The following is a 16,529-nucleotide window of genomic DNA, read 5'->3' as shown; positions in this document are numbered from 1 at the left end:
GATGACCACGATCACCAAGAAGCCCGACAACCCGATCGCCCACCTCACGCCCGAGGACATCGAGCAGCTCGGCTACGAGCTCGACGCGATCCGGCAGGACGTCCTCGACGACCGGGGCGACCGCGACGCGGCCTACATCCGCCGCGTGATCGCCGTGCAGCGCCGGCTGGAGCTCGGCTCGCGTGCGGTGCTGCTCGGCTCCGCGCTGCCGCCGCTGTGGGTGCTCGGCACCATCGGCCTCTCGATCTCCAAGATCCTCGAGAACATGGAGGTCGGGCACAACGTCCTGCACGGCCAGTGGGACTGGATGCGCGACCCCAAGATCCACTCCACGACGTGGGAGTGGGACATGGCCAGCCCGGCGGAGCAGTGGCAGCACTCCCACAACGAGGTGCACCACAACTTCACCAACATCGTCGGCAAGGACAACGACCTCGGCTACGGCATCATGCGCGTCGACGAGGACCAGCGCTGGGTGCCGGCGTACCTGCTGCAGCCGCTCTGGAACTTCGTCAACGCCTGCTTCTTCGAGTACGGCATCGCGGCCTACGACCTCGAGCTGGGCCGCAACCTGCGCATCCCCAAGGACAGGCGCCCGGCCGAGTTCCAGCGCAACGTGAAGAAGGTGCTCGGCAAGATCCGCCGGCAGGCCACCAAGGACTACGTCGTCAACCCGGCGCTGGCCCTGCCCTTCGGCGGCTTCCTCCCGACCCTCGCCGCGAACTTCGTCGCGAACCTCGTGCGCAACCTCTGGTCGCACTCGGTGATCATGTGCGGCCACTTCCCCGAGGGCGTCGAGACCTTCGAGCTGGCGGCCATCCCCGACGACGAGACGCGCGGAGAGTGGTACGTCCGCCAGATGCTCGGGTCGGCCAACATCTCCGGCTCGCCGTTGCTGCACCTGATGACCGGCAACCTGTCGCACCAGGTCGAGCACCACCTCTTCCCGGACCTGCCGTCGAACCGCTACCAGGAGATCGCGCCCCGGGTGCGGGCGCTGTTCGACAAGTACGACCTCAACTACTGCAGCCGCCCGATGCCCCAGCAGGTCTACTCGGCCTGGCACAAGGTGGTCCGGCTCTCGCTGCCCAACGGCTGGCTGGCGACGACCGACCGGTCCAACCTCGCCTCGCAGCTCAAGCTGCTCTGGGCGATGTCGACCAAGGGCCCCAAGGTGCGCCGTGCCGCCCAGGCGCGGTTGGACCAGCAGGCGCGGAAGCTGGCCACGGCCTGAGTTTCGTCGGCTGGCCGACGAAACTCCTCCCGGGCGTCCTACTCGCCGACCCCCACCGCAACCAGGAACACCAGCACGATCGTCGCGACCGCGAACAGGCCGTGCAGATACACCACGGCCGTGGGGATCGCCTGCTCCGCGAGCTGCGCGCCGGACTGGTTGCGGTCCTTGTACCAGCGGAGGAAGAGGACGTCGCCGCCGGCGGCCACCACGACGAGCAGCACGAACGCCACCCAGGCCAGTGCGTCGGAGTCCACGACGAGGTAGATGATCCACAGCACGAGGCCGGTGGCCGCGAGCAGGAAGTGGCCGAACACGAGCGGGGGCGGGAACCGGGTCCCCGCCGGATGACCGGTCGCACCGGCAACATCGGCGCCCGCCGTGGCCGTCGCGGGAGCCGTCGCGGTGCGGACACCCCCGGCACGGACCCACGTCGCAAGCATGAAGAATCCCAGCCCGGCGGTGACCACCCAGGTCACCAGAGCTATGACAGCCATGCTGTCTCCTTTCGTCAGTCGCGGGTGACCAGGCCAGGCGCTTGGTCGGTCTCGGCGGCCACGCGGACGCCGTACCGGAAGGTGAGCTCGCCGCCCAGCATCCCGGACACGCCGATCCCGACCAGCCCGAGGATGGCGAGCACCAGCGCTCCGGTGCTGGTGCGGTCGGGGTGGCCGAGGCGGAGCAGCAGCGCGCCGAGGAACAGCCCGGTCGCCACGAGGTTCAGCGTCATGTGCAGCAGCGCGAGCCGGTGGGCCCGAGTGCCGCTGGGAATGCCCAGGAAGTCAAGGAACCCGACCGCGGCCGCGAGCACCGCTCCGAGCAGGCCGATGGCGAGCAGCCAGGTCGCACCCAGGGCCAGGGCTGCCGTGTGGTCGGTTAGCCGGGCGCCGACATCGAGGACGACGCTGGAGACCCAGGCACCGATCGGGATCGTCACCAGCACGGGGTGGAACGGGTGCCCGTAGGGCCCGGCCAGCAGGGCGGAGACCGGCTGCTTGGCCGGCAGCTGGGCCGGTTCGGTCACGACGACCTCCTACGGGTGTGACGCGGAACAGCAGTACCCGGATAACGCGATTCGAGCCGGTCCGGTTCACTCGTCGCCGGTGAGGTTGAACGCCTGCAGCTTTCGGCCGGTCAGCCACACGCCGCCGGCCATCACGACCGCGAGGGCGATCAGGGCGTAGGAGAGCGGCAGGTCGTCGACCAGGTCCAGCGAGGCGATCCGGTCGACCACCTCGGCAGACCAGCGGGTGACGCTGAGCCAGCGGATCCCGTCGAGCAGGCCGCCGAGCAGCCCCTCCCAGATCAGCAGGTAGACCAGGCCGAAGACCACCGCGTGCCGGGTGAGCACCGAGAGCCAGGCGAAGACCGCGCAGTACGCCGTACCGGCGAGGAGCGCGGCGACCGCGAAGCCCACGGCGACCGACGGTGACGAGGGGAGCAGCACGAACCCCGCGACCAGCATCGGCACGGCGCCGAAGGCCACCACGCAGGCCAGCGCGACGAGCAGCTTCGAGGCCACGATCGTGTAGCGCGACACCGGCTTGGCCAGCAGGTAGGCGATCGAGCCGTCGTCGATCTCGGCGGCCAGGAGCCCGGACGTCGAGAGCAGGGCCACGAGGGGTACGACGACCACCAGCCCGAGGCCGTAGAGCACGCTCTCGGTCGCATCGACGTCCTGGCCGGCCAGGCCGCGGACGAGCGCGGCGAGGCCGATCAGGATGACCGGCAGCGCGAACAGGAGGATGCCGCGCCAGCGGCCGAAGATGCTCCGGGCGCCGATGCGCACGACCGTCGGGGAGAGCATCGTCATGACGACACCAGGTAGGCGAAGACGCTCTCGAGCGACTCGTCGGTCGGGGTCACCTCGTGCAACGAGACGTCGTGGTCGCGGGCCAGCCGCGGGAGCACCTCGCTGAACCGCCCGAAGTCGGCGGCCTCCACCTCGATGCCGCCCTCGGACCGCAGCCGGGCGCCGCGTACGGAGGCGTCGCCCAGGAGGGCCGAGGCGAGAAGCCGGTCGTCCGACGTACGCAGCACGAACCGGTTCGGCCGGTCGGTCATCAGCCGCCGGATCGCGCCGAAGTCGCCGGACGCGGCGTGCCGGCCCGAGACGACCACCTCGATCTGGCGGGCCACCTGCTCGACCTCCTCGAGGATGTGCGAGCTGAACAGCACCGTGCGGCTCTCGCTGCCCCACTGCCGCAGGAGCTCCATGAGGTGGATCCGCTGCCTCGGGTCCATGCCGTTGAACGGCTCGTCGAGCAGCAGCACCGCCGGGTCGTGGACCAGCGCGGAGGCCATCTTGACCCGCTGTCGCATGCCCTTGGAGTAGGTCGAGATGGGCCGGTCCTGCGCCTCGGTCATCTCGATGACGGCCAGGGCGCGCTGGGCGGCCGCGCCCGCATCGGCCAGCCCGTGCAGCTCGGCCATGGCGACGACGAACTGCCGCCCGGTCAGGAAGTCGTAGAGCGCCTCGCGCTCCGGCACCAGCCCGACCTTCCGGTAGACGTCCTCGTTGCGCCACAGCGGCTCGCCGTCCAAGGTGACCGTGCCGGTCGACGGCGCGAGGAAGCCCGACATCATCGCGATCAGCGTCGACTTGCCGGCGCCGTTGGGGCCGAGCAGCCCGGTCACCCCGGGCCCGATCGTCATCGAGACGTCGTTGACCGCGACGACGTTGCGGAACCACCGCGAGACGTGGTCGATCGTGATGGTGCTCATGGCGACACCCGCCGGTAGCGCGCGATCAGGGCGCCGATCGAGGCCAGCACCGTGAGGACCGTGACCAGGAGGTAGAGCAGCCCCATCCCGGCGCCCTCGGGCGGCGTGGCCGTGGCGGCCCGGACGTCGAAGAGGTAGTGCTGCACTCCGTTGACCAGGGTGTACGGCGAGAAGAGCCCGGCCACCTCGCCGACCGAGTCGTTGCCGGTGCCCAGGGCGATGCCCTGGATCGCGGCCACGACCGTGTAGCTCACCAGCAGCACCACGATCACCGCCGCGACCGCCATCCCGCGCCGCGTGGTCAACGCCGCCACCAGGGCGGCGAGCCCGGAGAGCAGCGCGGCGAGCAGCGCCGCCCCCACGATGCCGCCCAGGAACCGCAGGGTCTCGCGGCCGAGCGGCAGGTCCGCCAGGATCCCGCCGACGTACATCAGCAGAAGCGGGGACCCGACCAGGATGAACGTCCCCGCCGTCAGCGAGGCCAGCCGGACCAGCACGTAGACGGGTCGCCGCATGGGCCGGGCCAGGTAGAGCGTGATCGTGCGGAACCGCAGGTCGCGGGAGATGAGCGCCGGCGCCTGGGAGGCGACGAAGACCGAGATCAGCACCTGCGTGGTGATGGGGTAGGTCGAGTAGCTCACGATCTGCGAGTCCAGGTCGAGGATGTCGCGGGCCTGCACCAACACGCCGACCAGGATCAGCGCGGGCAGCAGCATCACGCCGATCAGCCCCATCGGCAGCACCTTCGAGCGGCCGGAGCGGCCCAGGCCGTAGGTGTTGCGGAGCCCGGTCAGGAAGAACGACCACGCCACCGGCCGCTCGCCGAGCCGCGGTCCGCCGTACGGGCGGTAGCCGAGGTCGTGGATGACGCCGGCGGGCCGCTGCGCCGCGGCGCCAGACGGTGCGGTCTCAGACTGGGAGGACACTGCCGGCACCTCCCTCGCGGAAGACGTCCTCGATGCGCTGGTGCCGCTCCTGCATCCGCACCAGGCCGAGGCCGAGGTCGGCGGTGAGGTCGCGTACGACGTCCGGGGTGTGCTCGTCCTTGACCACGACCTCGATCAGCCCGCCGCCCTCGGGCCGCGCGGTGAGGCCGGCGTCGACCAGCGCCTGGCCGAGCAGCCGCTCGGCGTCCGGCTTGCCCTGGACCTCGACCACCAGGCTGCCGGTCGCGTGCAGGAAGTCGGTGGTGGCCGACGCGCGGAGCAGTCGCCCGCTGTCCAGCACGACCACGTGGTCGCTGACGCGCTCGAGCTCGCCGAGCAGGTGCGAGGTGACGAGGACCGCGATGCCGAACTCGTGGCCGACCTTCCGCACCAGCGCCAGCATGTCGTCGCGGCTCGAGGGGTCGAGCCCGTTGGTCGGCTCGTCCAGCAGCACCAGCCGCGGGTCGTGGACCAGCGCCTGGGCCAGCTTCGCGCGCTGCTTCATGCCGGTCGAGTAGCCGCCCATCGGCCGGTAGCGCTCCTCGGCCAGCCCCACGTGGCGCAGCACGTCGGCGGCCCGCTCGCGCGCCGAGGCGTAGGGCAGCCCGGACATCTGGCCCATGTGGACCACGAAGTCGCTGGCCGAGACGTCGGCCGGCAGGCAGTCGTGCTCGGGCATGTAGCCGACCAGCGCCCGGATCGCGGCACCCTCGGTGGCCACGTCGTGGCCGAGCACCCGCGCCGTACCGCTCGTCGCGTCGACCAGCCCGAGGAGGATCTTGATCAGCGTGGACTTCCCCGCACCGTTGGCGCCGACCAGCCCGGTGACGCCGTCGTTGACGGTCACGTCGAGGGCATCGAGCGCGGTGACGGACGGGTACCGCTTGGTCAGCTCAGCGGTCTCGATCACGGCCACCGCATCAACCTAGACGGCATCCGGGCCGCGGTCGTCGTACTCAGGGCTGTGTCTGCGCGTCTTTGGTCGCGGTCCCCTGCGGACTCGCCCTCTAGGGTCGGACCATGTTCCGACAGGTCGTCGCGGCCGGGTACGGCGGACCCGAGCAGCTCGCGGTGCGCGAGCACGACCCCGGGCAGCCCGGAGAGGGCCAGGCACTGGTCGAGGTGCGGGCCGTCGGCGTGAACGCCTGGGACGTGAAGAGCTACAGCGGCGACGTCGGCGACGACCCGGGCAAGCTGCCGATCCTGCTCGGCGGTGAGTGCGCCGGCATCGTGCTCGACGGTGACCTCGACGAGGGCGCCGAGGTGATCGTGCACCCGGTCAGCGGGGCCTACGCCGACCGGGTTGTCGCCAAGGTGACCAGCTGCGTACCCAAGCCGGACGGCATGTCCTGGGAGGAGGCGGCCGGGCTGATGCTGACCGGCACCGCCGCGGCGCACCTGGTCGCCGCGACCGGCGTGGGCGACGGCGACACGGTGCTGCTCAACGGCGCTGCGGGCGGGGTCGGGCTCTACGCCGCGCAGCTGGCCCGGCACCGCGGCGCGCGGGTGCTCGGCACCGCTCTCCCCGGCGACCACGCCGTGCTCCGGGAGATGGGCGTCGAGCCGTTCGACTTCCGCGAGGACGTCGAGGCATGGGTGCGCCAGCAGGCGCCGGGCGGCGTGGACGCGGTGCTCGACGCGGTGGGTGCGCCGCCGGTCCTGGACCTCTCACTGGCCGTCGTGAACGACCGCGCCCGCGTCGCCACCTTGATCCCGAGCCCGGCCGCCGCCGAGCGTGGCATCACCCAGCTCGGCTTCGGCGAGGGCGCCGACCCGGGCACCGAGCTCCGCGCCGCCGCCCGGTTCGACCTGGTCGAGGGGGTGCGCGAGGGCTGGCTGCGGGTCGTCGTCGCCGGGACCTTCCCGCTGGACCGCGCCGCCGACGCCCACCGCGCGATGGTCTCCGACCACGGCGCCGGGAAGCTCGTCCTCGTGCCGTGACGCCGCCGGGATAGTCCGTGACGTAATGGAGCGTCGAACACCGTTCTCCACAGCCACTTCGTCACGGACTATCCCGCCTGTGGCGCCATGGGCTCGCAGGGCTCGAGCGCCGCGGCCGCTCGACGCAGGCCGGAGGCGAGGTGGGCGCGCACCGGGTGAGTCCATCGGGGCGGGGGATCGGGGACGACCGGTGCGTCCGGTCGGGCGCTGTTGACGTGGGTGAGCGTGAGGCCGAGGGCGAGCCGTGCGGCAACAGGTGCGTCGTTCATGACCTCAACGCTAGGAAGGTCCGGCGGCGTCCGGAATGGTCGATGAACGGCGTTGGGGGCGCCCGGCCTCTTGTTCGCAACGCAGATCAGGGACACGCTTTGCAGATGGCCAAGGCGCTCGACCAGACCGACTGGCTGATCCTCGCCGAGCTCCAAAAGGACGGGCGGCTGTCCTACAACCAGCTCGGCAAGCGGGTGAACCTCTCCTCACCCGCCGTCGCGGAGCGGGTCCGCCGCCTGGAGGAGGCAGGCGTGATCACCGGCTACCGCGCGGACGTCGACCCGGGGCAGGTCGGGCTGCCGCTGACGGCGTTCCTCCAACTGCGCTGCGAGACCGGGCACTGCCTGCTCAAGAACACCTCGGCCGACGACTTCCCGGAGGTCGTCGAGGTGCACAAGCTGAGCGGGTCGTTCTGCACGATGCTCAAGGTCCGGGCGGCCTCGATGGCCCACCTCGAGGGGCTCATCGAGCGGCTGGGCGAGCACCGCGACATGAACTCCCACGTCGTGCTCTCGACGCAGTACGACCACCGCACCGTCGAGCCGCCACCCGAGCTGCCGGCGCGGCCGGTCAGCGAGCCGGAGGGCTGGGCGCGACGCTGACCCGGGCCTCCGCCCGGTGGTCCAGGGTGCTACTGGAGGTAGCCCTCCACCGTCGAGGCGTCCCGCTCCGCCTCGGCGGACGGGTCCTGGCCGGCCTCGCGGCGGGCGCTGCGGCGGCGCAGCAGGTCCCAGGTCTGGTCGAGCTGGACCTCGACCTGCCGGAGCCGAGCCTGTTCGCGGTCGTCCAGCCCCTGGCCGGCATGCCGCTCGCGGAGCTCGTGCTCCTCCTCGACCAGCGCGTTGATCCGCTCGTGCAGAGCGTCGTCGTCAGCCATCTGGTACCTCCGGGTCGTCCCCTATGAGACTAGGACCTAAGTTGGGGCGATGGGCAGTGCTCGAGCGGCGGGGGCTCGGTCGTCGAGCGGGGCGCTCCCACCTACCGCGCTCGAGGGCGAGGAGCTCGTCTTCCGGCTGAGCGACCCAGAGCACGACCACGCCGAGGTGAAGGTCTGGTGCGACCTGCAGCTGGGCATCGAGCTGGACATGGCGAGGGTCGAGGGCGGCTGGGAGCTGCGGCTGCCGCTGCCCGACCTCGACTGCCTGGAGTACCTCTTCGAGGTCGACCGCGAGATGTCTCCCGACCCGGGCAACCCCGAGCTGGTCGAGGGCGCGTTCGGGCCGCACTCGTGGCTCGCGATGCCCGGCTACCAGCCGCCGGCCTGGCTCCACGAGCCGTCGCGGCCCGGCGACCGACACCAGCTCTCCGTCGGTGACGTCGACGTCGAGGTCTGGGAGCCGGCCGAGCACGCGGGCGAGCCGTTGCCGCTGTTGCTGGTGCACGACGGCCCCGAGATGGACAAGTACGGCGGCGTGGTGCGCTACGCCGCCACCCGGCCCCCGCTGCGGGTCGCGCTCCTCAACCCCGGCCCGTGGCGGGACAAGCGGTACGCCGCCAGCTCGGCGTACGCCGCCACGCTCGTCGGCGAGGTGCTGCCCGCGGTCACCGACGCGTTCGCGACCTCCGCCCGTCCGGTGCTGCTCGGCCAGAGCCTGGGCGCGCTCGCGGCGCTGCACGCGGCGTGGACCACGCCTGGGACGTTCGCCGGCCTGATGCTGCAGTCCGGGTCCTTCTTCACCCCTCGGCTGGACCCGCAGGAGTCGGGCTACTCCCACTTCGCGCAGGTCGCCGGCTTCGTGGCCACGATCCTGGACGCACAGAAGGCCGCGGACCGCCTCGAGGTGACGATGACCTGCGGCACCGCAGAGGAGAACCTCGCCAACAACCTCCTCATGCGCGATCAGCTGCGCGAGGTCGGGCTCAACGTCGCGTGGGGCGAGGTGAGACAGGGCCACACGTGGACCTGCTGGCGCGACAGCCTGCACCCGCACCTCGGTGAGCTGCTGACCCGGGCGTGGGGCTGACAGCGCGGTTCTCGCAGCCCCCGGGCGACACGCCCTAGGGTCGGCAGATGGAGCGCTACCAGGTCGAGCTCGACGCCCCGGAGCTCGGCCGGGCCGGCACGGTCATCCGCTACGGCCACTGGGGCCGGCCGGTCGTGGTCTTCCCGAGCGAGCAGGGTCGCGCGTGGGACTACGAGAACAACGGGATGGTCGCCGCCGTGGCCGACCTGGTCGACGCCGGTCGCTGCAAGCTCTACTGCGTCGACTCCTTCGACGACCGGACATGGTCCGACTCGAGCATCCCGCTCGAGGAACGTGCCCGGCGGCACGGCGCCTACGCGAGCTGGATCCTCGAGCGGGTGGTGCCGTTCATCGGTCAGGACAGCCCGGGCGCAGCGGACGCCGTCGTGACCGGGTGCTCGATGGGCGCCTACCACGCGCTGCAGTTCGCGCTCACCCGCGCCGACCTGTTCCCCGTCGCGCTGTGCCAGAGCGGCAACTACGACCCGTCGGTGTGGAGCGGCTGGGGCGAGCGCGGCGAGGCGGCGTACTTCACCAACCCGGCCGACTACGTCGCACACCTGCACGGCGACCACCTCGACTGGCTGCGCGGCCGGGTCTTCGTCGTCCTCGTGGTCGGCGAGGGCCCGTGGGAGACCCACCCCACCGGCTCGCTGCCCTCGGCCCGGCACCTCGACGGCCTGCTGGCCGAGAAGGGCATCCCGCACGAGCTCGACGTCTGGGGCCACGACTCCGCGCACGACTGGGACTGGTGGCAGAAGCAGATCGCCCACCACCTGCCGCGCTTCGTCTGAGGACGGAACGAGCTCTAGTGACTGATCCCTGGGTGCCCGCGCGCGCCTACCGGATCGCGTCTCGCCGTCAAGGATCGCCTTCGCCCGTCCAATACCTGGAGCCGTCTACTTCTGTGGCGACCCATCCGCTTCTGTTGCGAGATCTCGGCACAGAAGCTCAGGGGTCCCCGGATATCCGGTGACCCTCCGTGGGTGCCCGCGCGCGGCCGCCCACCCACAGGTCCATCAGAAGGGTCGGAGAGCGGCGGCGATCAGCGCGCTGTCGCGACCTGCCAGCCCGGGTCGCGGCCGATGAAGCCGAGCATGCGCGTCTGCGCGTCGGCATCGTCGGGCACGGGCACCTTGGGGCCGTACTGGCCGGACTCGCGCAACAGGTCGTCGATCGGCTCCATGCCGGTGAGCAGCACGGCGCACAGCTCGGGGTCGAGCGTGTCGTCCTGGGACGTGGCCCGGGCCAGGTCCCAGGTGTGCATGAACACGTCGGTGGTGTAGAAGCGGTCGATCGCCTGGGCCAGTGGCATGGAGCCCGTGTGCGGGTTCGCGAACCCCGAGTCGGCCGCCGCTGGGTCGTCGAGGAGCTCCTGGACCGCGCGCTGGTGGGCGTTCCACGCAGCCGCCGGCTGCTCGGCCGGCGGCGGGACGTCCGGCAGCCGGACGTCGGAGCCGGACGCCACGAAGCCCCGCAGCCAGTCGACCAGGTGCGCGACGACGTCCGTGGCGGTCCAGCCCGGCACCGGGGCCGGTGCCGACCAGTCCCGGACGCCGTGCACGCGCCGGGCGAAGTCGCCGGCGATCAGCTCGTGCCGGCGGGCGGGGGCCGCCGACACGAGCTCAGAGGGTGCCATCGGAGAGCATCCGGTCGATCGCGGCGTACCCGTCGTTGACGCCGACCTCCATGCCGCTGCGAAGCCACGCGTCGCGGCCCTCGAACGAGTCGCAGAGCGAGAAGGCGTGGAGGCGGGTGCGGCCGTCGCCGAGCTCCTCGAAGGTGATCGTCTCCAGAGCGACGTCGTCGGGCATGCCCTCCCAGGTGAACGTCTGGACGATGCGGTCGGGACGGACGGTGTGGAAGCAGCCGCGGAAGGAGTGCTCGTCGTCGCCGAATCGGAACGCGCCGCCGTCGGTCGCGTCCCACCGGTCGATGGCCACCGTGCTGCCCGCCGGCCCGACCCAGCGGGCGTAGAGCTCGGGGTCGGTGTGGGCGCGGAACAGCTGCTCGGGGGTCGCGGCGAAGTCCCGCCAGATGTGGATCGCGGGGACCGCCGGATCGGCCTCGATCACGGCCTGGTCGTAGCGGGTGTCGGTCGGTGCGGTTGTCATGATGCGGTTTCCTCCATCGGGGTCTTGGTCTCGTCCAGCTCGGCGAGGACGGCGTCCAGGCGCTGGTAGCGCTCCTCCGCACGTTGGCGGTAGCGCTCTATCCACGCGGTCATCAGGTCGAACACCTCTGCTTCCAGGTGCACCGGACGCCGCTGGGCGTCGCGAGTGCGGGTCACCAGGCCGGCGTCCTCCAGCACCTTGAGATGCTTGGAGACCGCCTGCATGCTCACGGCGTACGGCGCGGCCAGCTCGCCGACGGTGGCGTCGGCGTCGGTCAGCCGGGCCACCATGTCGCGCCGCGTCGGGTCGGCCAGGGCGGCGAAGACCCGCGAGAGCTGGTCGGACATCGGTCGTCCCTTCTCAACTATCTGGTTGAGGACCAACCTAGCCAGCCGTCGGCACATTGTCAACCAATTGGTTGAGAACGCTGGTGAGGGTGGGGCGTCGACCCCGGCCACAGGCTCGGGCCCATGGCTGCTCCCACCGCGACGCAGGTTCTGCTAGGACGGATCCATGGGAGTCCCCGGCAACCCGCCACCGCCCGGCCTGGCCGAGACCGAGCTGTTCGCGGTCGACGCTTACTGCACAGAGTTCGACGCCACGGTCACCGAGGTGGACCGCGAGGGCGGCCGCGTCGCGCTGGCGCGGACGGCGTTCTATCCCGTGGGCGGCGGCCAGCCCAGTGACGTCGGAACGCTGCAGACCAGCGAGGGGACGTTCTTCGTGACGGGCGTACGCCGCGAGCGCGGCACCATCTGGCACACGATCGACGGCGAGCTCCCGGAGGTCGGCACCGAGGTGCAGGGAAGCATCGACTGGACCCGGCGGCACCAGCTGATGCGCACCCACACCGCGCTGCACGTCCTGTGCGGGGTGATCTGGGCCGACTACGGCATCCCCGTCACCGGCGGCAACATGGAGCCACTGAAGGGCCGGCTCGACTTCCCGTTCCCTGCCATGTCGGCGGACCTCGGCGCCGCCGTCGAGCGGCGGATCAACGAGGAGGTCGCCAAGGCGCACGAGATCGTCGTCGACTTCCTGCCCCGCAGCGTGGCCGACACCGACCCGGCGCTGATCCGGACGGCGGCCAACCTGATCCCGCAGGAGATCGACCCGCTCCGGGTGATCGACATCGTCGGTCTCGACCGGCAGGCCGACGGCGGCACGCACGTGTTGTCGACGGCGGAGGTCGGCGGCGTACGCGTGGTGGGCACGGAGAGCAAGGGCAAGGACAACAAGCGGATCCGCATCGAGGTCGTCGACTCCCCCGGTGACCCTGTCGAAGGGGGAGTGGCATGAGCAAGGACCACCTGATCGGGCTGCTGCTGGGCGCCGAGGAGGACTGGCCGCGGGCGTTCGAGGAGGTCCTGCGCCGGGTCGGTCCGCTCGAGGTCGAGGGCGAGACGCACACGGTGTCCTCCGAGCGGCTCACCATCGAGCCGTTCCGGCTCGACGACCCGGTGCGCACCGAGCTGGTCATCGACCGGCTCGCGCACTGGTACTACCACCCGCGCGAGTGGCTGAAGAAGGCCGCGCTGGTCAACGGCACTTACCTGCTCAACAGCCCGTTCACGTTCCAGTCGATGGAGAAGCACAGCGCCTACTGCGCGCTGGTGCGGATGGGCTTCAAGGTCCCGCCGACCATTTTGGTGCCGTACAAGAACCCGGTCGACAACGTCCGCTGGGCCTACACCTCGGAGAAGTACAACCAGTCCTTCGACCTCGACGCGATCGCCCAGGAGCTCGGCTACCCGCTGTACATGAAGCCGTTCGACGGCGGCGCCTGGCGCGGTGTCTCCCGGATCGAGGACCGCGGCGACCTGCACCGCGCCTACGACGAGTCGGGCGAGATGCTGATGCACCTGCAGGCCACCGTCGACTACGACCACTTCGCCCGGGCCCTCTCGATCGGGCCGGAGACGATGGTGATGGACTTCCGACCCGACCAGCCGATGCATCAGCGGTACGCCGTCAACCACGGCTTCCTCTCCGAGTCGGCCGGCAAGCAGACCGTGGCGACCTCGCGGATCGTCAACGCGTTCTTCCGGTGGGAGTTCAACTCCTGCGAGATGCTCGTGGTCGGCGACGACGTCCACCCGATCGACTACGCGAACGCCTGCCCTGACGTCGCGGTGACCTCGCTGCACTACTACTTCCCGTGGGCGATCACGGCGCTGGTGCGCTGGTCGACCTACAGCGTGGTGAACCGGCGGCGGGGCAAGGTCGACCTCGAGACCAGCCGCTACTTCGAGATCGCCGACGACGGCTCGCTGTCCTACGAGGAGAAGCTCGACCGCTACCTCGCCCTCGCCGACGAGCACTTCGAGACCGAGCGCTACTGGGACTGGTGCGGCAAGCACCTCGGCCACCTGCCCGAGGCGGTGCTCGAGTGGGTCACCGGCGACGACTTCGACCGGCTGCTGCGCGACACCGTCCAGGCGACGTACCCGCCCCACGAGCAGGAGCAGTTCCTCGCCCACTTCCGGGGCCTGGTGGGCCTGTGGGCGAGCGAGCAGATCGGAGTGGGATCGGGGTCGCCGGGATAGTCCGTGACGAAGTGGTTGTGGAGAACGGTGTTCGTAGAGCCGAATCGTCACGGACTATCGCGGCGTCGGGAACCTGTACGTCGTCTGCCCGTGCTCGTCTCCGAAGACCAGCACCTTGTCCGGCGGCACCCGGAAGACGGCGGCGCCGCCGCCGGTGCCGTCGCCCTGGTGGGTGACCTCGAAGAACCGGCCGTCGCGGACCTCCCAGCGCCAGTCGCCGGCGTACTTGCGCTCCCACTCGTCGGCCAGTGACCGCAGCAGCGCGGGGTCGTCGACGCGGGTCGCGACGCCCTCGACCGCGATGTCCTTGCCCCGGGCCCAGCCGCCGGCGCCGAGGGGTCCCGCGGTGACGACGACGTGCGGGTCGTGCTCGAGGTTGCGCATCTTCTGCTCGGCGTCACCGGTGCAGAAGTAGAAGGCGCCGTCGTGCCAGGCGCCGCACAGCGGTACGGCGTGCGGCCGGCCGTCGCGGCGCACGGTCACGAGCCAGTAGAGCTGGGCCGCGGCGAGCCGGGCGTCGATGTCGCTCCACTCGGGAGCGGTGGCGGAGGCGTCGCCGTACAACGGGCTGATCGTGCCTGAGGTCATGCTTGTCTCGACCTCCCGAGGGTGGCGGAATCATCGCCTGCGGGTAGGCCTCGTGCCGTGCTTGTGGCACCTCGACAGGACATGCTGGTGCCGTGCGGTTCACCGAGCGGGAGCTGACCGTGGCCCTGGAGGGCGCGGCCAAGGCGATGCTGGCGGCTCAGGACAAGAGCGTGCGCAAGGGCCGGCGTACGGCGGACGACGCGTGGGCAGAGCTCGGGAAGTACCAGCGGTTCCAGCTCCTCGACGGCCTCGGCGACCAGCTGCTGCCGGTCCTCGTCGCGCTGCCCGATGTCGAGGTGGCGCCGGGCACCCGTCCGACCTTCACCGACGACCAGGTGACCGCCGCCGTCGAGGAGCGGCTGGGCGACGTCCGTGGCATCAAGCGCCGGGTCCTCCTGCAGGCGCGCGTCGCCCTGGTCAAGATCGCCCTGCAGAGCCTGCCCCCGCGCGCCGACCCGGACGCCCTGATCGTCCCCGACCACCTCTGACCGGCGGCCTCGGCGGGATAGTCCCAGACCTTTCCAACAGTCGTTCCGCGCAAGTCGTGTTGAAAAGGTCTGGGACTATCCCGCAAGGGCGGCGTCCACCACCTTCTTGGCCTCGGCCTGCACCTCGGCGAGGTGGTCGGGGCCTTTGAACGACTCGGCGTAGATCTTGTAGACGTCCTCGGTGCCGGACGGGCGAGCGGCGAACCAGGCCGATTCGGTGACCACCTTGAGGCCGCCGATCTTCGCGTGGTTGCCGGGCGCCTCGGTCAGCTTCGCGGTGATCTGCTCGCCGGCGAGCGTGGTGGCGGCGACGTCGTCGGCGGAGAGGGCGCCGAGCCTGGCCTTCTGCTCCCGCGTGGCGGGCGCGTCGATGCGGGCGTACGCCGGGTCGCCGTGCTCGGCGACCAGGTCGGCGTAGTGCTGGCTCGGGGTGCGGCCGGTCCTGGCGAGGATCTCGGAGGCGAGCAGGGCGAGGATGATGCCGTCCTTGTCGGTGGTCCACGTCGTGCCGTCCATCCGCAGGAACGACGCCCCCGCGGACTCCTCGCCGCCGAAGCCGAACGACCCGTCGATCAGCCCGGGCACGAACCACTTGAACCCGACCGGCACCTCCACCAGCGGCTTGCCGAGGGCAGCCGCGACCCGGTCGATCATCGAGCTCGAGACCAGCGTCTTGCCGATCTGCGCGCCCGACGGCCAGCCGGGCCGGCCGCCGCCGAAGAGGTACTGGATCGCGACGGCCAGGTAGTGGTTGGGGTTCATCAGCCCCGCGTCCGGCGTCACGATGCCGTGCCGGTCGGAGTCGGCGTCGTTGCCGGTCGCGACCTGGTAGCTGTCCTTCTGGGCCACCAGCGACGCCATCGCGGACGGCGACGAGCAGTCCATCCGGATCTTCCCGTCCCAGTCCAGCGTCATGAACCGCCAGGTTGCGTCGACCAGCGGGTTGACCACGGTGAGGTCGAGGCCGTGCCGGGTGGCGATCTCGGCCCAGTAGTCGACCGATGCGCCGCCCAACGGGTCCGCGCCGATCCGCACGCCGGCGTCCTTGACCGCCGCAAGGTCCACCGCGGCGGGGAGGTCGTCGACGTAGGTCCCCAGGAAGTCGTACGACGAAGCAGCGGCCCGCGCCTTGGCGAACTGCGTACGTCGTACGCCGTCCAGCCCCGCCCGGATCAGCTCGTTGGCGCGCGTGGCGATCACCGAGGTGGCGTCGGTGTCGGCCGGACCGCCGTGCGGAGGGTTGTACTTGAAGCCGCCGTCCGTCGGCGGGTTGTGCGAGGGCGTCACGACGATCCCGTCGGCCAGCCCGCCCTGCCCGCCGGCCAGGGACTTGCCCCGGTTGGCCCGGATGATCGCGTGCGAGACCGCCGGGGTCGGCGTGTAGCCGTCCCTGCTGTCGACCAGCACGGTCACGTCGTTGGCGACCAGCACCTCGAGCGCCGTCGCCCAGGCCGGCTCGGACAGCCCGTGGGGGTCGCGGCCGATGAACAGCGGCCCGTCGTACCCCTGCTGCTTGCGGTAGTCGCAGATCGCCTGGGTGGTGGCCGCGATGTGCCACTCGTTGAACGCGGTGTCGAGCGAGGAGCCGCGGTGGCCGCTGGTGCCGAACACCACCTGCTGCTCGGCCACGTCGGGGTCGGGGACCTGCGTGTAGTACGCCGTGACGAGGTGCGGCAGGTCCACGAGGTCCTGGGGCTGGGCTGGCTGTCCTGCGCGCGGGTCGGGCATGGAGCC

The 16,529-nt window shown here is 71.1% G+C and carries 21 protein-coding genes; 8 read left to right on the top strand and 13 right to left on the bottom strand.

Going from position 1 to position 16,529, the window contains the following annotated elements:
- Position 1 precedes the first annotated feature (1 nt).
- Entirely contained in the window at positions 2-1,234 is a 1,233-nt protein-coding gene (locus tag VFV89_RS23330; protein ID WP_329708387.1) for an acyl-CoA desaturase, read from the top strand.
- 38 nt (positions 1,235-1,272) lie between these two features.
- Here the strand turns inward: VFV89_RS23330 and VFV89_RS23325 are convergent, their stop codons facing one another.
- From VFV89_RS23325 to VFV89_RS23300, 6 genes are all read right to left on the bottom strand, one after another.
- On the bottom strand, positions 1,273-1,731 hold the full coding sequence (locus VFV89_RS23325; RefSeq protein ID WP_329708386.1) for a hypothetical protein: 459 nt from the start codon (positions 1,729-1,731) through the stop codon (positions 1,273-1,275).
- Positions 1,732-1,745: 14 nt separating this feature from the next.
- Positions 1,746-2,258: a DUF2231 domain-containing protein gene (locus VFV89_RS23320; RefSeq protein WP_329708385.1), complete on the bottom strand. Its 513-nt coding sequence runs from the start codon at positions 2,256-2,258 to the stop codon at positions 1,746-1,748.
- 66 nt (positions 2,259-2,324) lie between these two features.
- Complete coding sequence (locus VFV89_RS23315; protein ID WP_329708384.1) at positions 2,325-3,047, bottom strand: ABC transporter permease; 723 nt, start codon at positions 3,045-3,047, stop codon at positions 2,325-2,327.
- Positions 3,044-3,958 carry an ABC transporter ATP-binding protein gene (locus VFV89_RS23310; protein WP_329708383.1) on the bottom strand — a complete coding sequence of 305 codons (915 nt, stop codon included), beginning with the start codon at positions 3,956-3,958 and terminating at the stop codon, positions 3,044-3,046. Before VFV89_RS23310 ends, VFV89_RS23315 begins: the two co-directional genes overlap by 4 nt.
- Complete coding sequence (locus tag VFV89_RS23305) at positions 3,955-4,884, bottom strand: ABC transporter permease (RefSeq protein ID WP_329708382.1); 930 nt, start codon at positions 4,882-4,884, stop codon at positions 3,955-3,957. The genes VFV89_RS23310 and VFV89_RS23305 overlap by 4 nt, the downstream gene beginning before the upstream one ends.
- The gene (locus tag VFV89_RS23300; protein ID WP_329708381.1) at positions 4,868-5,800 is read right to left on the bottom strand and encodes an ABC transporter ATP-binding protein; all 933 of its coding nucleotides are present in this window, start codon (positions 5,798-5,800) and stop codon (positions 4,868-4,870) included. The genes VFV89_RS23305 and VFV89_RS23300 overlap by 17 nt, the downstream gene beginning before the upstream one ends.
- Before the next feature lie 104 nt (positions 5,801-5,904).
- Between VFV89_RS23300 and VFV89_RS23295 the strand changes: the two genes are divergently transcribed.
- Complete coding sequence (locus tag VFV89_RS23295) at positions 5,905-6,825, top strand: NADP-dependent oxidoreductase (protein ID WP_329708380.1); 921 nt, start codon at positions 5,905-5,907, stop codon at positions 6,823-6,825.
- A 68-nt stretch (positions 6,826-6,893) separates the two neighbouring features.
- On the opposite strand, the gene VFV89_RS23290 is transcribed toward VFV89_RS23295, so the two are convergent.
- A complete protein-coding gene (locus VFV89_RS23290; RefSeq protein WP_329708379.1) occupies positions 6,894-7,094 on the bottom strand; it encodes a hypothetical protein in 201 nt (66 codons plus the stop codon).
- 105 nt (positions 7,095-7,199) lie between these two features.
- Here VFV89_RS23290 and VFV89_RS23285 point away from each other — a divergent pair, with 105 nt between their 5' ends.
- Complete coding sequence (locus tag VFV89_RS23285) at positions 7,200-7,697, top strand: Lrp/AsnC family transcriptional regulator (protein ID WP_329708378.1); 498 nt, start codon at positions 7,200-7,202, stop codon at positions 7,695-7,697.
- 29 nt (positions 7,698-7,726) lie between these two features.
- On the opposite strand, the gene VFV89_RS23280 is transcribed toward VFV89_RS23285, so the two are convergent.
- The gene (locus VFV89_RS23280) at positions 7,727-7,972 is read right to left on the bottom strand and encodes a DUF2630 family protein (protein WP_329708377.1); all 246 of its coding nucleotides are present in this window, start codon (positions 7,970-7,972) and stop codon (positions 7,727-7,729) included.
- Between the two features lie 49 nt (positions 7,973-8,021).
- Here VFV89_RS23280 and VFV89_RS23275 point away from each other — a divergent pair, with 49 nt between their 5' ends.
- A complete protein-coding gene (locus VFV89_RS23275; protein WP_329708376.1) occupies positions 8,022-9,059 on the top strand; it encodes an alpha/beta hydrolase in 1,038 nt (345 codons plus the stop codon).
- A gap of 47 nt (positions 9,060-9,106) precedes the next feature.
- On the top strand, positions 9,107-9,853 hold the full coding sequence (locus tag VFV89_RS23270) for an esterase family protein (protein ID WP_329708375.1): 747 nt from the start codon (positions 9,107-9,109) through the stop codon (positions 9,851-9,853).
- Positions 9,854-10,104: 251 nt separating this feature from the next.
- On the opposite strand, the gene VFV89_RS23265 is transcribed toward VFV89_RS23270, so the two are convergent.
- From VFV89_RS23265 to VFV89_RS23255, 3 genes are read right to left on the bottom strand one after another with little or no spacing between them, the layout of a single operon-like run.
- Positions 10,105-10,698: a TIGR03086 family metal-binding protein gene (locus tag VFV89_RS23265; RefSeq protein ID WP_329708374.1), complete on the bottom strand. Its 594-nt coding sequence runs from the start codon at positions 10,696-10,698 to the stop codon at positions 10,105-10,107.
- Positions 10,685-11,173, bottom strand: a complete 489-nt coding sequence (locus tag VFV89_RS23260) for an SRPBCC domain-containing protein (RefSeq protein WP_329708373.1) — start codon at positions 11,171-11,173, stop codon at positions 10,685-10,687. The genes VFV89_RS23265 and VFV89_RS23260 overlap by 14 nt, the downstream gene beginning before the upstream one ends.
- On the bottom strand, positions 11,170-11,520 hold the full coding sequence (locus VFV89_RS23255) for a metalloregulator ArsR/SmtB family transcription factor (protein ID WP_329708372.1): 351 nt from the start codon (positions 11,518-11,520) through the stop codon (positions 11,170-11,172). Before VFV89_RS23255 ends, VFV89_RS23260 begins: the two co-directional genes overlap by 4 nt.
- A gap of 166 nt (positions 11,521-11,686) precedes the next feature.
- Between VFV89_RS23255 and VFV89_RS23250 the strand changes: the two genes are divergently transcribed.
- The gene (locus VFV89_RS23250; RefSeq protein WP_329708371.1) at positions 11,687-12,472 is read left to right on the top strand and encodes an alanyl-tRNA editing protein; all 786 of its coding nucleotides are present in this window, start codon (positions 11,687-11,689) and stop codon (positions 12,470-12,472) included.
- Positions 12,469-13,719: a hypothetical protein gene (locus VFV89_RS23245; protein WP_329708370.1), complete on the top strand. Its 1,251-nt coding sequence runs from the start codon at positions 12,469-12,471 to the stop codon at positions 13,717-13,719. Before VFV89_RS23250 ends, VFV89_RS23245 begins: the two co-directional genes overlap by 4 nt.
- Before the next feature lie 54 nt (positions 13,720-13,773).
- Here VFV89_RS23245 and VFV89_RS23240 read toward each other — a convergent pair whose 3' ends face one another.
- The gene (locus VFV89_RS23240) at positions 13,774-14,307 is read right to left on the bottom strand and encodes a pyridoxamine 5'-phosphate oxidase family protein (RefSeq protein WP_329708369.1); all 534 of its coding nucleotides are present in this window, start codon (positions 14,305-14,307) and stop codon (positions 13,774-13,776) included.
- Positions 14,308-14,399: 92 nt separating this feature from the next.
- On the opposite strand from VFV89_RS23240, the gene VFV89_RS23235 reads away from it, so the two are divergent.
- Positions 14,400-14,795 (top strand): hypothetical protein, encoded by a 396-nt coding sequence (locus VFV89_RS23235; RefSeq protein ID WP_329708368.1) that lies wholly within the window; start codon positions 14,400-14,402, stop codon positions 14,793-14,795.
- 75 nt (positions 14,796-14,870) lie between these two features.
- On the opposite strand, the gene pgm is transcribed toward VFV89_RS23235, so the two are convergent.
- Entirely contained in the window at positions 14,871-16,523 is a 1,653-nt protein-coding gene (gene pgm, locus VFV89_RS23230; protein WP_329708367.1) for a phosphoglucomutase (alpha-D-glucose-1,6-bisphosphate-dependent), read from the bottom strand.
- Between the last annotated feature and the right edge of the window lie 6 nt (positions 16,524-16,529).

The sequence above is a fragment of the Nocardioides sp. genome (assembly GCF_036274455.1).
Lineage (GTDB): Bacteria > Actinomycetota > Actinomycetes > Propionibacteriales > Nocardioidaceae > Nocardioides.
The sequence above is the reverse complement of the archived record's forward strand: the minus strand, read 5'-3'. Positions and strand labels throughout refer to the sequence as shown.

What these genes read in the sequence shown, in the direction of transcription:
- VFV89_RS23330 (WP_329708387.1), top strand. Translation starts at nt 2, where the DNA reads ATGACCACGATCACCAAGAAGCCCGACAACCCGATCGCCCACCTCACG.
- VFV89_RS23325 (WP_329708386.1), bottom strand. Translation starts at nt 1,731, where the DNA reads ATGGCTGTCATAGCTCTGGTGACCTGGGTGGTCACCGCCGGGCTGGGA.
- VFV89_RS23315 (WP_329708384.1), bottom strand. Translation starts at nt 3,047, where the DNA reads ATGACGATGCTCTCCCCGACGGTCGTGCGCATCGGCGCCCGGAGCATC.
- VFV89_RS23310 (WP_329708383.1), bottom strand. Translation starts at nt 3,958, where the DNA reads ATGAGCACCATCACGATCGACCACGTCTCGCGGTGGTTCCGCAACGTC.
- VFV89_RS23295 (WP_329708380.1), top strand. Translation starts at nt 5,905, where the DNA reads ATGTTCCGACAGGTCGTCGCGGCCGGGTACGGCGGACCCGAGCAGCTC.
- VFV89_RS23290 (WP_329708379.1), bottom strand. Translation starts at nt 7,094, where the DNA reads ATGAACGACGCACCTGTTGCCGCACGGCTCGCCCTCGGCCTCACGCTC.
- VFV89_RS23285 (WP_329708378.1), top strand. Translation starts at nt 7,200, where the DNA reads ATGGCCAAGGCGCTCGACCAGACCGACTGGCTGATCCTCGCCGAGCTC.
- VFV89_RS23280 (WP_329708377.1), bottom strand. Translation starts at nt 7,972, where the DNA reads ATGGCTGACGACGACGCTCTGCACGAGCGGATCAACGCGCTGGTCGAG.
- VFV89_RS23275 (WP_329708376.1), top strand. Translation starts at nt 8,022, where the DNA reads ATGGGCAGTGCTCGAGCGGCGGGGGCTCGGTCGTCGAGCGGGGCGCTC.
- VFV89_RS23270 (WP_329708375.1), top strand. Translation starts at nt 9,107, where the DNA reads ATGGAGCGCTACCAGGTCGAGCTCGACGCCCCGGAGCTCGGCCGGGCC.
- VFV89_RS23265 (WP_329708374.1), bottom strand. Translation starts at nt 10,698, where the DNA reads ATGGCACCCTCTGAGCTCGTGTCGGCGGCCCCCGCCCGCCGGCACGAG.
- VFV89_RS23260 (WP_329708373.1), bottom strand. Translation starts at nt 11,173, where the DNA reads ATGACAACCGCACCGACCGACACCCGCTACGACCAGGCCGTGATCGAG.
- VFV89_RS23255 (WP_329708372.1), bottom strand. Translation starts at nt 11,520, where the DNA reads ATGTCCGACCAGCTCTCGCGGGTCTTCGCCGCCCTGGCCGACCCGACG.
- VFV89_RS23250 (WP_329708371.1), top strand. Translation starts at nt 11,687, where the DNA reads ATGGGAGTCCCCGGCAACCCGCCACCGCCCGGCCTGGCCGAGACCGAG.
- VFV89_RS23245 (WP_329708370.1), top strand. Translation starts at nt 12,469, where the DNA reads ATGAGCAAGGACCACCTGATCGGGCTGCTGCTGGGCGCCGAGGAGGAC.
- VFV89_RS23240 (WP_329708369.1), bottom strand. Translation starts at nt 14,307, where the DNA reads ATGACCTCAGGCACGATCAGCCCGTTGTACGGCGACGCCTCCGCCACC.
- pgm (WP_329708367.1), bottom strand. Translation starts at nt 16,523, where the DNA reads ATGCCCGACCCGCGCGCAGGACAGCCAGCCCAGCCCCAGGACCTCGTG.